This window comes from Pedobacter sp. (genome assembly GCF_037719805.1).
Classification (GTDB): domain Bacteria; phylum Bacteroidota; class Bacteroidia; order Sphingobacteriales; family Sphingobacteriaceae; genus Pedobacter.
The window spans coordinates 988676-1003612 of record NZ_JBBJLZ010000001.1 but is presented as its reverse complement, the minus strand read 5'-3'; the positions used below and the strand labels follow the sequence as shown (position 1 = coordinate 1003612).

General features: G+C 40.8%; 10 protein-coding genes. 3 read left to right on the top strand and 7 right to left on the bottom strand.

Annotated features, from left to right (window positions below):
- Nucleotides 1-156 precede the first annotated feature (156 nt).
- The 3 genes from WKF66_RS04455 to WKF66_RS04445 are packed head-to-tail and all read right to left on the bottom strand — an operon-like array spanning nucleotide 157 to nucleotide 6507.
- Nucleotides 157-4311, bottom strand: a complete 4155-nt coding sequence (locus tag WKF66_RS04455) for a hybrid sensor histidine kinase/response regulator transcription factor (RefSeq protein ID WP_489673202.1) — start codon at nucleotides 4309-4311, stop codon at nucleotides 157-159.
- 17 nt (nucleotides 4312-4328) lie between these two features.
- The gene (locus tag WKF66_RS04450; RefSeq protein ID WP_489673201.1) at nucleotides 4329-5450 is read right to left on the bottom strand and encodes a glycoside hydrolase family 26 protein; all 1122 of its coding nucleotides are present in this window, start codon (nucleotides 5448-5450) and stop codon (nucleotides 4329-4331) included.
- Nucleotide 5451: 1 nt separating this feature from the next.
- Entirely contained in the window at nucleotides 5452-6507 is a 1056-nt protein-coding gene (locus WKF66_RS04445) for a glycosyl hydrolase (RefSeq protein WP_489673200.1), read from the bottom strand.
- 188 nt (nucleotides 6508-6695) lie between these two features.
- Here WKF66_RS04445 and lipA point away from each other — a divergent pair, with 188 nt between their 5' ends.
- The 3 genes from lipA to WKF66_RS04430 all read left to right on the top strand — a co-directional run bounded on the left by lipA (nucleotide 6696) and on the right by WKF66_RS04430 (nucleotide 9052).
- Nucleotides 6696-7574: a lipoyl synthase gene (gene lipA, locus WKF66_RS04440; RefSeq protein WP_489673199.1), complete on the top strand. Its 879-nt coding sequence runs from the start codon at nucleotides 6696-6698 to the stop codon at nucleotides 7572-7574.
- An 88-nt stretch (nucleotides 7575-7662) separates the two neighbouring features.
- Entirely contained in the window at nucleotides 7663-8214 is a 552-nt protein-coding gene (locus WKF66_RS04435) for an RNA polymerase sigma factor (RefSeq protein ID WP_489673198.1), read from the top strand.
- Between the two features lies 1 nt (nucleotide 8215).
- Nucleotides 8216-9052 carry an anti-sigma factor gene (locus WKF66_RS04430; RefSeq protein WP_489673197.1) on the top strand — a complete coding sequence of 279 codons (837 nt, stop codon included), beginning with the start codon at nucleotides 8216-8218 and terminating at the stop codon, nucleotides 9050-9052.
- Here the strand turns inward: WKF66_RS04430 and WKF66_RS04425 are convergent.
- Genes WKF66_RS04425 through WKF66_RS04410 form a run of 4 tightly spaced genes read right to left on the bottom strand, consistent with a single transcriptional unit; the run spans nucleotide 9036 to nucleotide 14712 of the window.
- The gene (locus WKF66_RS04425) at nucleotides 9036-9953 is read right to left on the bottom strand and encodes an NAD(P)H-hydrate dehydratase (protein ID WP_489673196.1); all 918 of its coding nucleotides are present in this window, start codon (nucleotides 9951-9953) and stop codon (nucleotides 9036-9038) included. The two genes, WKF66_RS04430 and WKF66_RS04425, sit on opposite strands and share 17 nt — an antisense overlap.
- Before the next feature lie 9 nt (nucleotides 9954-9962).
- Nucleotides 9963-12806: an excinuclease ABC subunit UvrA gene (gene uvrA / locus WKF66_RS04420; protein WP_489673195.1), complete on the bottom strand. Its 2844-nt coding sequence runs from the start codon at nucleotides 12804-12806 to the stop codon at nucleotides 9963-9965.
- A 26-nt stretch (nucleotides 12807-12832) separates the two neighbouring features.
- Nucleotides 12833-13885 (bottom strand): 2Fe-2S iron-sulfur cluster-binding protein, encoded by a 1053-nt coding sequence (locus WKF66_RS04415; RefSeq protein ID WP_489673194.1) that lies wholly within the window; start codon nucleotides 13883-13885, stop codon nucleotides 12833-12835.
- Nucleotides 13886-13911: 26 nt separating this feature from the next.
- The gene (locus WKF66_RS04410; RefSeq protein ID WP_489673193.1) at nucleotides 13912-14712 is read right to left on the bottom strand and encodes a lytic transglycosylase domain-containing protein; all 801 of its coding nucleotides are present in this window, start codon (nucleotides 14710-14712) and stop codon (nucleotides 13912-13914) included.
- Between the last annotated feature and the right edge of the window lie 225 nt (nucleotides 14713-14937).

Here is a 14937-nt window from a genome sequence, read left to right as displayed (position 1 = left end):
CCACCCTTTACAACTCTTTCTTGTACTTTTCATTTTAATCGTCATATTTGGTTTAACTCGGAACACGGGGAGTGTTTCCGAGGATAAACGTATGAACAACCTCAATCTCGATTGCTAAAAAAAGGGGATCCAAATGTTAACCTGCCTCTAAACGTGCTAGAACGCGCTTATATCTTTGCTTCCAGCATACTTTGAAGGCAAAACATCGAATTCATCTTTAAAAGACTTAACAAAGTTTTTGGTGGTTTTAAACCCAACCTTAAAGCACACCTGAGAAACTGTGAGCTTACCCTGCTCTAATAACTGAGCAGCCCGCTTTAAACGATATGATTTTATAAACTCCAAAGGCGTCTTGCCTGTCAGCGACACAATACGTTTGTAAAGCGTGACCCGGCTCACAAGAAGCAAGCCGCTTAAAACGTCAACAGAAAAATTACTGTTGGCAATGTTCTTTTCAATCTCCTGCAATACTTGTTGGATAAAGTCGTCATCCGGACTTTCTGATTCTACATTTAATGGTTGAACCGCTACCTGCTTTTGATAAACCTTTTTAAAAGACTCCTGCTGAATCAGGATGTTTTTAATCTTGGAGTGTAGAATCTCAAAGCTGAAGGGCTTTGTCATGTAGTCATTGGCCCCAGTTTCTAACCCTGTTAGTTCTTGTTCCTCTCCAACGAGTGCAGTCAATAGTATTACTGGTATCTGCGTTGTCCTTGAATCTGCCCTTATCTTTTTGCAGAGCTCAATGCCCGTCATCTCTGGCATCGAAATGTCACTTACAATGATACTGGGATGGTGAAACAACGCCTTCTGCCACCCGTCTTTCCCGTTAGTTGCCTCAATGACATTGAAATCTTCTTTTAAGTTGTCCTTCAGGTAGAAACGCAGATCGGCATCGTCTTCCACTAACAGAACCGTTGTCTTTTTTGAAGATATCGTCGCTGCACTTTCCTTTTCCTCCGGCTTTTCATTCGCTATTAAGGCATCTACAAAGTCTTCTTTTGGGAAAGTCTGTTCTCTTAACTCGTCAAATGGTATGAGAATAATAAAACAGCTCCCTTGATCTTGATCACTCTCCAGAAAAATCTCCCCGCCATGCAGCTTCACAAATTCCTTCGTAATTGCCAGACCTATGCCGCTACCCTGGTTGATGATGGCGTCTGGGATCTCATTTTGAAAAAAACTTTCAAATATCTTGTCTTGTTTTTCCTTCGCAATCCCTATTCCTGTGTCTCTAACTCTTAACTCCACCATATACTGGTCCATCATAACACAATCCATAGAAACATTCACTTTTCCATTATTAAAAGTGAACTTGAAACTATTCGAAAGCAGATTGAAAAGTATCCTTTCAATCTTATCATGGTCAAAGTTTAGTTTCAGACGCTCATAGGTGGTATTGAAACTCAGCTGAATGTTTTTTTGCTCTGCGATATCTTTAAAAGAGTAGGTTATATCTTTAACAAAAGACACTAAGTCGCCTGGTCTCTTCTGAAGCTTGATTTCATTTAGTTCCATTTTTCTAAAATCAAGCAACTGATTCACCAGATTAAGCAGCCTTTTAGCATTTTTTTGGATCATTGACACTTGTTCCTTAAGGTCATTGTCGTCAAGTGCCTTCCTCAGTTTATCAATTGGCGCAAGAATAAGAGATAATGGTGTCCTGAACTCATGGCTTACATTCGTTAAGAACTTGATTTTCATAGCATCCAACTCTCTGAATCGTACAGCTTCCAGTCGTTCGCTATCAATAAGCCGCTGCGATTCGGCTTTCTCCTGTTCCGTAGCGAATTGTGCTTTAAGTTTCCGTATACCGCGATGACGTATTAAATAAAGAGTAGCTCCAATAAGCATGGCATAAAGTATTTTCGCTAGAGTTGAGGAGTACCATGGGTTTAATATCCTTATCTTAAGAACAACAGGCTTGATATCTGATACATCGTCAGCACTGATTGCCCGGACCTTGAATGTATAATCTCCTGGATCCAGGTTGGTGTAAATGGCTTTTCTAGATGCATTATCTGTCACTATCCAGGTTTGATCAAAACCTTCAAGCATATATTGGAGCTTTACCTTGTGTGGCCCTACATAATTTACTGACGCAAATTCTATCGCAAAAACATTTTGATCATGACTAAGCGTAATTTCTTTGGTATCAAAAATGGAGCGCTCGAGAATAGTACGACCATCGATGGTTGTATTGGCAGTAACTGTCTTGTCGAATAGCTGGAAATCAGTGATGAATAGCCTGGAATTCTGATGATATGCTTTAATATTCGCAGGCTGAAATATATTTATACCATCAGGACCCCCAAACGCCAGTTCACCAGTTTTGAGCTTTACGGACGCAATCCTGTTAAATTCTTTTCCTTGTAACCCATCGTTCTCATCAAAATTTTCGAACTTTAAACTAAAGCCATTTTTTTTCTCAACACTGATCTTGGAAAGGCCATTAGAAGTACTGATCCAAAAGTTACCGTAATTGTCTTCTTGAATATCCATGATATTGTTATCAGGAAGCCCCTGATCAGTGGTATAGTTATAAAAACGCTTAGTATTGGGATTGTAAACGCTAAGTCCGTCCCTGGTGCCTATCCAAAGCTTGCCACTTTTGTCTTCTATAAAGCTATTTATATTGTCGTTAACAAGGCTATTTTCATTTTTTACATCATTAACGACTTTAGTAAAGCGATCACTCCCTTTCTTCAAGACGTTCATACCATAAGAGGTACCAATCCAGATGTTTTGATGGGAATCTTCGAGGACTTTGAAAACATAGTCTGAGCTGATCATGCTGTTATGCTGCTTGTAACGTTTGAATTTTTCTGTCTTCCTATCAAAAAGATTTAAGCCGCCACCCATGGTAGCGATCCAAAACCGACCGTAAGAGTCTTCTAAAAAGTCGGAGACCTTATTGTCACTTAAGCTCTCCGGATCATTTGGGATACTTTTATAATGTTTGAAGACACCATTAGCAAGCACGTCAAAACCTCCTGTGTAGGTTCCAACCCATATCTTTTCGAAACGATCTATATAAATTCCAACGATTGCATCATGGGCAAGGCTATTGCGGTTTTGGGGATCATGCCTATAAGAAACAAACTTCTCAGTAGCTCTGTTATAATAAACGAGTCCCTTTCCGTTGGTCCCAATCCAAATATTTCCCAGCTTATCTTCTACCATTCGATTGACATCACTATAGATTAGGCTTCCTGGATCAGAAGAATGTTTGATCAGATTGAATTTTATTATCCCGTGGTGATAATAATTGACCCCTTTTCTGAAGGTGCCGATCCACAAGATGCCCTGGTCGTCATAATAAATGCTTGAAATGCTATTTTGGCTTAGACTTTTGCTGTCGTTTTCGTTGTTAAGAACGTACTTGATCGTAGCCTTGCTTTTATTGATCACATTGATTCCACCATGATCCGTCCCAATCCAAATGTTATCATCTTTGTCCTGCACTATCCCTGTTACGATATCTGAGTTTAACCTCAAATACGAAGAGCTTTTGCTGATCTCTCGTAGTACTTTTGTGGCAGGATCAAATGAAACTACTCCCGTTGAGGTGGAAATGTCATAGACCCAAACTATGCCTTGTCGATCAATAAAGATCCGGTAAGTCTCACTTTCACGATCATTGAACTTTTCTGCAAGACTAATTCGCTGATCTACGCGCCTGGTAGCAGTAGAAAGCATTTCAAGTAAGCCATCTGCATGGATAATCCAGGCATTACCACTCCTGTCCTCAGAAAGATCAATTATCGGACTCGCTCCTATAGAATTGTCTACCCTTAAACGATGAGAAATATGCACACTTTTTTTGGCCCTGGCGTCATATTTATATAAGCCGGTAACCATGGATACGAACCAAAAAGTATTCTTATGGCCATTCCTAACCATGCGGACACTACTTTCTGGTATGCCATACTCTTCCAGTTCAGGCTTGATATTATGATCAAACTGTTCCGTCTCGGGGTCGTAAATGTCCAGTCCTGCTCTGGTCTCAATCCAGAGTTTCTGATCCGGTCCCTCATTGATCGTGCGCACATCGCTGTCGCTAATTGTTGAACTGTTTTTACTCCTGTGCTTATATACTTTAAATCTGTATCCGTCGTACCTGGCAAGACCAGCCATCGTTCCTAGCCAAAGGAATCCTTTCTGGTCCTTGTAAAAACAATTGACGTCATTGTGAGGTAAGCCATTATTGATGTTAAGATGAGAAAACTGATATTGATCATACTGTGCGCTTACCTTAGCGCCAATCATGATGAGCGATGCAATAATTAATAACTTTATGCTTTTAAACATCAACTCAATATATCAATCTATTTATAAATATTCTTCAGGTCTTTCTCAAAAAGCGTGTAAGGATCTTCATAGAACTTTTTAAAGTCCGCAACGTTTGGATGGCCCGGATATGGCGCATAAAAATGCGTAGGACTTGTTGCGTCATTTCTCCAAACCAGAACATAAGACATTCTAATACCCTTGCTTTTCATTACCTTTAATAATACATCATTCCACCATGTAGGGTTTGGAATAGATTCTAAACCAGTTTCCGTAAACGCTGAAAGCTTTTTATTTTTACGGGCATATTCAGATACGATTTTAAGCTTTTGAATCGCCGCATCAATATTGTATTTGCCATACCTTCCCATGTCCCCATAATTGTCCATCCCTACCAGATCTACCCATTCATTTCCAGGATACCTCTCCAAATATTCCGCTTCAGTGGAAAACGTATTGTCGGGAGAAAAAGCATAAATGAAGTTGTGAACTCCAGCAGAGTCTCGTAAATAGCTTACCGTAGACTTCCATAAAGATCTAAATTCGTCCGGCGTACAGTGAGATTTACCCCACCAGAACCAATCTCCATCAAATTCATGGTACGGCCGGAAAATAACAGGAATCAGTTCACCGTTCTTTCCTTTTAAACTTTTTGCGAGATCCGCTATTACATCTAAAATTCTTAGATATTTCTCATGAGCTTCCCCTCCGGGAATAATGTATTTTACTGCTGGCAAAGATATCGAATCTTTCCAGTAGAAGTCGCCTGCAGACACCGGGTTTGAAAAATGCCATGCAACCGTAGTGACTCCGCCTCTGGTATAAGTATCGGTGATCAGCTTGATCAGTTTCTGCTTGCTTTTCAAAACATCTGCTTCTGGCCTGCCAGAGAGTTCCGCAAAATCTACCCCGATTACTGCCGGATGGGTGCCGACTACAGATTTTACGTCAGAACGATCCATATCGCCTGTCCATCCATGTCCGTATTCCGTTGCATGCTGGTGGCCAAATAAAGTATGTTTAGCAGAAAGGGTAAAGAGATTTTTAAAAAGGGCTTTAGTCTCTTTTGTGGCTTTCTTATCTATAGGGGTCAACTTCTGTGCTACAGCCAAATTACAAGACAACAGTCCCAGTATGATGTATAAATTTCTAGTTTTCATATCAGTTTTTTAATGATGGCATTTCATCCAACGTAATTACATAGTTGCTAACAAAAGCTTTCTTCCAGAGTTCTAGTGTATTGTGACTACTGCTTCTTGTAAAGTCCCCGTACCAAGGCATAAACCATGACCAGCCTGCGGCATCCTTAATTAAATTTTCGACATCCGGCATAGAACCACACTCACTAAGTGTAATGATTTTCTTATTTCCGTATAGTGATTTTAACGTATTGAATTCCGAAATTCTTGAGCTATGGTCTCCCTGATTGTAATGATCACGACCAACAATATCAACCACATCGTCTCCAGGATACCATGCCTCGTCGTTAGGCTCACGAGTCCAGACCCAAATCAAGTTATTCAATTTGTGGAAATTTACCATTCGATCGAACATAACTTGATAAAGCTTTTTACAAGGTGCTGCACCTTTTGCACCCCACCAAAACCAACCGCCTGCAGCTTCGTGAAGCGGCCGCCAAATAACCGGTACATGGTCCGCTTGCAACTTTTTAAACATTGCGCTTACTTCATCTATGTCGGCCAACATTGCCTTATATTCTGAAGAGGAGGGGTCATTAATTTTAGTGATATCAAAATTCGTTTTGTTGGAATAAAATTCTTCGGTCATTCTGGAGGGATCTCGCCAGTGCCAAACAAAGACAGGAATTCCATTCCTTAGCCAGTAGCTTTTTGCGTCTTTAATAGGAGCCTCATTGTCATGCCAACTGTAACCCCTCCCACTGTGCATGAAATCAAGTCCAATTATTGCAGGTTCTTTACCAGTATTCTCTTTGAGCCAATTGGTCTCATCAAAGCTATTTAAAGTCATAACCCCCGAAAGAATTTTTTTCCCGTAATTGTCTCTTAAAAACTTATAAACGTTATTAGTTTCTAAACTAGATCCGGGCGTGACCAGCTTGGTGTTAATGGTACTTTCAGCAGTTACGACTGTGATGGGAGTCTCTTTCTCAAATGAAGCAGCCTTTTTACAACTACTAAGCATGAGCACACAAAGGACTAATGCCAGTATGGTATTGTAACGAAAAATGTCGTTCATGTCTATATTGGTTATTAACTTAACGTTGTAAAAATACCTGCACTAATATTCCTGAATGCTAAAATAAGGGGTGTCAAATGTTAAGTGGATTAATTAATTAAGATTTAGGCTTAACATAGGCAGTAACATTACATAGGACTAACACAGCCGCTTTCTTTCAATTGAAACCTATTGCTTAACTTTGCGCTATGATCGCACTTCCGGTTGTTTCACAGAACCCATTACAACGCAAACCAGATTGGCTTAGAGTTAAGCTTCCTGTAGGCAAAGAATATGCACAGGTAAGAAGCCTGGTTGATACGCATAAACTTCATACGATCTGCGAAAGTGGCAATTGTCCAAATATGGGCGAATGTTGGGGAGCAGGGACCGCAACTTTCATGATTTTGGGTAACATCTGCACCCGATCCTGTTCTTTTTGTGCAGTGGCAACTGGACGACCCTTAGCTGTAGACACAGATGAACCTAACAGGATCGCAAATTCTGTTAAACTGATGCAAGTAAAACACTGTGTCATTACTTCAGTAGACAGGGACGACTTGAAAGATGGTGGCTCAATTATCTGGGCGGAAACGTTGCAGGCAATCCGAAGGGAAAGTCCTCGAACTACTTTGGAAACGTTAATTCCTGATTTCAGAGGCGTTTGGGATAATCTATACCGGGTACTGGAAGAGCGTCCGGAGGTCATGTCTCACAATGTGGAGACAGTAAGACGTCTTACTAAGCAAGTACGCATCCAAGCCAAATACGATAGAAGTCTGGAAGCTTTAAGAAGGATTTCAGAATTTGGACTAAGAACTAAAACTGGCATTATGCTTGGCCTTGGTGAAACCGAAGATGATCTTCTAGAAGCAATAGATGATGTTGTCGCCAACGGCGTTCATATTCTTACCTTGGGACAATATTTACAGCCAACTAAAAATCACCATCCCGTTGTTGACTGGATCCATCCGGATCAATTTGCAAAATATAAGGAAATAGGTTTAGCCAGGGGCTTGAAGTACGTGGAAAGCGGACCACTCGTTCGTTCTTCTTATCACGCTGAGAAGCATTTATTTGATTTCTAAAAGGAATTCATTATCGTTTACACTCCTCTTTGCCAGGCAAAACAATTACATCATGATCTTGTTGTAGTTTCTGTATATTAGCAATTCATTGGCAGCAACTAAAAAAATATCACTCTCAGAAGAAGAGCTAGTAACTAAACTGAAAAGTCAGGACACGCTGGCTATTCAGGCCTTGTATGACATGTACTCTGGTGCACTACTTGGAGTCATTACAAGAGTAATACAGCATACCGAGGTGGCTGAAGATCTCTTACAGGAAACTTTTATTAAGATTTGGAATTCTGCAGGAAGCTACGACAATTCGAAAGGTCGTTTATTCACCTGGATGATGAATATTGCGCGTAATTTATCTATTGATAAACTACGGTCTAAAGACTTTAAGAATTCAAATAAAAACCAGAACATTGAAAATAACGTAGATTTTATAGACGCGCAGAAAGAGATTATCTTTAATGCAGATCTTTTAGGTATTAAAGATCTTGTTACATCGCTTAAGCCGGAATTTAAAATTGTGTTGGATATGGTATACTTTAAAGGGTATACTCATGTTGAGGCAGCGGAAGAATTAAACTTACCATTAGGTACAGTTAAAACCCGCATCAGGATGGCTATTATGGAATTAAGAAAGAATTTTAATTAAAGTGGAAGAAGGAAAAGCATATATCGAGTCCGGCATGCTTGAACTTTATGTTCTGGGGCAACTTACCGCCCAGGAGCAGACTGAGGTTCAGGCCATGGCTTCAAATTATCCTGAAGTAAAGCAGGAGATTGGAGACATAGAAATTGCCCTGGAAAGATATGCAGTGGAGAACGGAATAAAGCCTACTGTAGGTTTGGAGAAGAGGATATTTGATCAGATTGGCATCACTGAAACTGTTCCTCAACATGAGACTAAAGTGATTCCCTTAAATGCGGAAAATCAGGCTAAGTATCAATCTAAAATACGCAGCCTGCAACTTGCTTTAGTAGCTTGTGTTGCCTTTTTAGTTGTCAGTATTGCGGCGCTTTATGCAGTGCATTCAGATTTGGGAACAGCGAAAGAAAGGATAGCTAGTCTAAGTGCAGATCGGGAAAAGTTTAGCTCAACGGTGAACTACATGAAACAGAATAACGCCGACTTGAACAAGGTGATTGCGATAGCTGATGACCCTAGTTGGAAGACCATAAAGCTTGCTGGAAAGAAAGATCCCAATGACAACATGGTAGTTTACTGGAATCCGAAAAGAAAACATGTGATGGTAAACACCACTAAAATGGTTTTGCCAATCAATGATAAAGCACATCAATACCAATTATGGGCATTGGTAAACGGAAAACCAGTTGACCTTGGTGTATTTGATGTTGATCCTAACGCTGCTCAAGTCCTCGTAGACATGAAAGAGATTGCCGTTGCTCAGGCATTCGCTGTCACACTTGAACTACGCGGAGGTAGTCCAACCCCAACAATGGAGCAAATGATGGCTATGGGTGGTGTTTAATTGTCTTTGACAACTGACTAATTACTTCTGACGCCGTTATCGAGTTATTGTTCGCTGCTAACTCATCTCCAGACTTCCCATGAAAGTAAACACCTAAAATTGCTGCTGTTCTTGAATCGTAACCCTGCGCACAGAACGCAGTGAGTATACCTGTTAGAGCATCGCCCATTCCCCCCTGTGCCATCGCGGGATTACCTGTCGGATTGATTAGCACAGAACCATCTTTATCAATAATAAAAGTCCTGGCATTCTTCAACACAATTAAAATTTCAAATTCTCTAGCCTTCGTAATCGCAGTTTGCAATCGCGCCCACCATGTCTTGTGCGCACCAAAAAGGGTATCAAACTCCTTCATATGTGGTGTAAAGACGGAGCCCCTAGTAATTTTTTGAAGGAGTTTAGGATGCTCCGCCAGGATATTCAAGGCATCTGCATCAACTACCATTGGCCTTCCTGCGTCAAGCACCCTACTTAAAAGCTGCTCTTTATCTAAACCTAAGCCAGGACCTATGGCAATAGCCGTGTATTTCTCAAGCACATGTCCATACTCTAGCTTATTACGGTCTAGAAACATGACTTCTGGCATCAGAGTATTTAACGCGGTCAGACCCGAGGAAGGCATACTCAAAGAAGTTAATCCCGCGCCTCCATGCAAACATGCCTTAGCAGAGAGTAATGCAGCTCCCATGGTGTCTTCTGCTCCTGCAATGATCAGGGCATGGCCATAGGTGCCTTTATGGCTATAGGGTAGTCGGGGTTTTAGAAGGCGTTTTATATCCTCCGGTTCAATCAACTGAAAAGGATGCCTGCTTTCGGCTCCTTTGTCTAATCCACGGGCAACAACTTGCCTTACACTATAGTCGTCCGTATCAGGAAGGTAGTCGCTCAGATAGATTGCCATTATCGTAATTTACAAATTCATTTCTTTCTTTAAAAACTTGCCTGTTAAGCTTATCGGATTTTGAACAAGACCTTCAGGAGTTCCCTCAAAGATAATTCTTCCACCGCCTGCACCGCCTTCTTCACCCAGATCAATTACCCAGTCAGCTACCTTAACTACATCTAGGTTATGCTCAATTACCAGTACAGTATTGCCTTTTTCAACCAATTCATTTAGTACACCCAAGAGCACGTTTATGTCCTCAAAATGCAACCCCGTAGTAGGCTCATCAAGAATGTAAAATGTTCTTCCGGTATCTTTCTTCGAAAGTTCAGTCGCTAACTTAACACGTTGTGCTTCTCCTCCGGATAATGTGGTAGAAGATTGGCCTAAAGTAATGTACCCTAAACCAACGTCTTTTAGCGTTTTAATTTTCCTGTGTATAGATGGCATGTTTTCAAAGAAGTCAACGGCTTCTTCAATGCTCATATCCAGTACGTCACTTATCGATTTACTCCTGTATCTTACTTCTAAAGTTTCTCTGTTGTATCTCTTTCCACTACATTCCTCACAAGGTACCTGAACGTCAGGAAGGAAATTCATTTCAATAACCTTCATTCCACCGCCCTGGCACGTTTCGCAACGACCACCCTTTACATTGAATGAAAATCGCCCAGGCTTGTAGCCTCTTATTTTGGCTTCCGGAAGCTGAACATATAGATTCCTGATATCTGAGAACACCCCTGTGTAAGTGGAGGGGTTCGACCTCGGAGTTCGCCCGATTGGCGCCTGATCTATCTCAATTACTTTGTCAAGTTCTTTCAAACCGTTCACTTTCTCATACGGTAATGGGTGTTTTTTAGCCCTGAAAAAATGGTGATTTAGAATAGGATAAAGCGTTTCTGTGATCAGGCTGGACTTCCCACTTCCTGAAACCCCCGTCACTGCAATGAATTTCCCTAATGGAAAATCAACCGACACCTCTTTCAAATTGTGCCCGCTTGCCTTAATTATAGATAGCTTATGTCCGTTCCCCTTTCTCCTTTTCTTAGGAATCTCTATTTCTTTTCTACCATTTAAATAAGCAGCAGTCAAAGTATCTGAAGCAAGTATTTCTGCCGGAGTTCCCTGAGCAACAATCTGTCCGCCATGCACACCGGCAGCCGGACCAACATCTATCACGTGATCGGCTTCTAAAATCATTTCTTTATCGTGCTCTACGACAAGAACTGTATTTCCAAGATCTCTTAAGTTTTTTAGGGCGCCAATCAGACGTTCGTTATCGCGCTGATGTAAACCAATGCTTGGTTCATCGAGAATGTACATGACATTCATCAATTGCGATCCGATTTGAGTAGCTAAACGAATCCGTTGAGCTTCACCTCCGGACAAGGTTCTTGCTGTTCTGTCGAGCGATAGATAGTTTAACCCAACGTCAGTAAGAAAGCCTAATCTAGTTCTGATCTCTTTTAAGATCTCTTTAGCGATCGTATTCTGTCTTTCAGTTAAACGCTCTTCAATTCCTTCGTACCAATTCTTTAAAGAACTGATATCCATGTCTGCTAGTTCGAAGATGTTTTTCCCATCTATTTTAAAATGCAAACTTTCTTTCTTCAATCTAGCACCATTGCATACCGGACATGTCTTGAGCTTTCTAAAGGCCTCCATATCATCAACCGCACCTTCTCCCTTTTTCTCTTGCTGCTCTTCAAGAAGTTTAATAATTCCATCAAAAGTGATTTGATAGTTCTGAACGTTCCACTTATTATATTCTACTGCAACACTCAACAATTCAGGTGCCCCATTTAATATTATATTGAGGTGATCCTGACTAAGTTTTTCAATTGGAGTAGATAATGAAAAGCTATATTTTTTTGCTAGCGCTTTTAATACCTGGAAGACCCAAATATCTCTGTACTCACCCAGGGGAGCCAGACCACCATTTATAATGCTGAGTTTAGTATTTGGAATAACAGAATCTTTATCTATTACCAGTATATATCCTAAACCGTCGCAGTTCTCACAAGCGCCATAGGGCGAATTAAAAGAAAAACTATTGGGCTGAGGCTCGTCGTATGAAATACCAGTAGTAGGGCACATTAAAAACCTGCTGAAATGAGACACGTTATTGTCCTTATCGCTGATCTTTATAATTCCTTTGCCAAGCTTCATTGCTGATTGCAAGGAGTCCTGTATTCGCTTGATGTCCTTACGGTCTATAATCAACCGGTCCACCACTATTTCAATATCATGAATTTTGTAACGGTCAACCTGCATTTTCGCAGTGATGTCTTGAATATCCCCATCAACTCTAACTTTCACATATCCTTGTTTGCGGATCTGCTCGAAAAGTTCCCGATAGTGCCCTTTACGTCCTTTGACTACAGGAGCCAGAATATTAACCGGGACGTCGCTATATTTCTTAAAGATGTTGTCAAGGATTTGATCTTCGCTCATGCGCTCCATTTTCTCTCCGGTATTGTAAGAGAATGCATCCCCGGTACGGGCATAAAGCAAACGCATGAAATCATATATTTCAGTAATGGTTCCTACTGTAGAACGAGGATTTTTACTGGTTGTTTTTTGTTCAATTGCAATAACCGGGCTCAGTCCGGAAACTTTATCAACATCCGGGCGTTCCATTCCTCCCATAAATTGGCGGGAATAGGCGCTAAACGTCTCCATATAACGTCTTTGTCCTTCTGCATAGATCGTATCAAACGCCAGAGAAGATTTGCCACTACCACTCAATCCGGTTATCACTACCAGCTTGTTACGGGGAAAAGAAACATCTATATTTTTAAGGTTATGTACCCGGGCACCGTACACTTCTACATCTTTTTGCTCACCCAGGTCAATGGTAGTGTTACTCATATTACAAAGATAATTATTAAAGTCTTCTACCACACAATGGTGGTGTCATTTTCAGTGGGATGACCAGTGCAAACAAGCACTCTTCCCGCAGCAATTTCATCGGCTACCAACACCTCATTATAATCCATTTTCACCATTCCGGTAGTACAGGTCCCCGTGCAGGTACTGCAGATGCCAGCGCGGCAACTATAGGGGATGTCGATGTTGTTCAACAATGCTTCCTGAAGAATTGTTCTGTTATAGGGAACAGCAATCCGGTTAATCACTCCCCTGTTATTCAAGATTACCGTGTAAGTGTTGGTGTCGCCAGTTCCCTTTTCAGTCATGTCATCCTCATCTGCCTCATCTTCGGGTAAGACAAAAGTTTCACGTTTAATCTGAGCAATATTATAGCCGAGTTCGAGCAGTTTGATACGGCAGGTTACCATATAATCTATTGGGCCACAGGTATAAAATAGAGCGTCCTGCGGATCAAACTCAAGATACTGACTGATCAATTTTTCAATGAGGAATACATTCAGTCGGGCGTAAAGTAGATTCTTAGAATGACTGGAAACATAGACTATTCTAAATCGATCTGGATATACTTTCTCCAACTCGTTCAGCTCCGCATAAAATAACGTTTCTTCGACAGATCTACTACTATATACAAGGATAAGCTTACTGTGGACTTCCTGCACCAAAGCAGTTTTGATGATTGAAAATACAGGAGTAATGCCAACACCGGCAGCAAATAAGAATACGGTTCTTTTTAGTGCTGGTACAGGATCATAAATAAAAAGCCCATTTGGTTCAAGGGCTTCCAGTACATCTCCTACTGAAGTCTTATGATGTAATAACCTGGAGATCTCCCCATTTTCTACCCTCTTGATGGCTATGGAAAGCGGCTCGTCCAGCGCCGGAGAACTACACAAGGAATAGGAGCGCCTGAGTTCCCGGTTGTTGACATGAAACTGAAGCGTTAAAAACTGTCCGGCAAGATAAGTCGGCATCGGACCGTTCAGAATGCCGAAAGTTAGGACCAGAGCCTCCCCTGGTCCATAAATCATTTTATCTATTCGTAATTTTAATAATCCCATCGGGGAGTAAAATAAGAAAAAAACTCTTACTCTACGCTCGTTGCACTATGTTGCTTATCGTAAGCCAGTATCGACTTAGGAGCCTTAAATCCATAGCGTGAAGGATCTTCTACAATCGCCTTCATAGATATTAGCTTGTACACATAACGTCCCGTCTCAGAATTTAAGCGCATTTTGAAGTAATTGGCTTGATTTTGTCGATTGATCTGTTTTTTCATGTGGTTATCACCGACGTTATAGGCGGCGGCAACCAGAGTCCAACTATCGAAGATCCCATAGAGCTCTTTCAGATATTTACAGGCAGCGATGGTCGACTTGCGTAGATTTTTACGCTCATCAACTCGAGAATTCACTTTTAGTCCATAGTTTCTAGCAGTCCCCGGCATAAATTGCCAAAAGCCAGTTGCTCCTTTAGGCGAGACTCCAGCGTTTAGGCCAGATTCTACAAGAGGAACATACTTGAAATCTTCAGGAATTCCATAAGCTGCTAAGATAGGTTCAATAACTGGAAACCATTCTGCAGCTTTTGTGTGTAAACGATTGGTTTGAATTTTACGGTGATTGAATGTAGCAAGCACCCTCTTCATTTTAAGCTGCACCTTAGCATCGCCAGGTGGAAGTGTTTCTTCAGCAAAATTCAATTTGGCCATACGGGAAGATGGCACTTTTACTTTTTGTGGTGGTGTGGTAGTCTTGGTAACTTTTGTTCTTTTGACTTCCTTTTTTGGAAGACTTTCAGTTGCTTGGGGCATGTTGTAAGCAAACACTTTTGCCATAACCAGTAATGCAATTATTACCGTACATAGTATTACGTGTTTCTTTATCATTTTCCTCCTTTTTTTGGTTAACAATATTAAACGGCTGCAAACATAAGATATATTCATCTAATTATCAAGGTATTATGAATATTTCATTCATAATCGCGGTCTGTTTATGTTTAAACGCAGATTCTTTAGGAAGCATTTTAGCGATAAATTGGTCTCATTTTACTGATCTCGCTTTATGTTACAACCGTCAGTTTTAGCAATCAATTTATCTTAAACACATTCCTT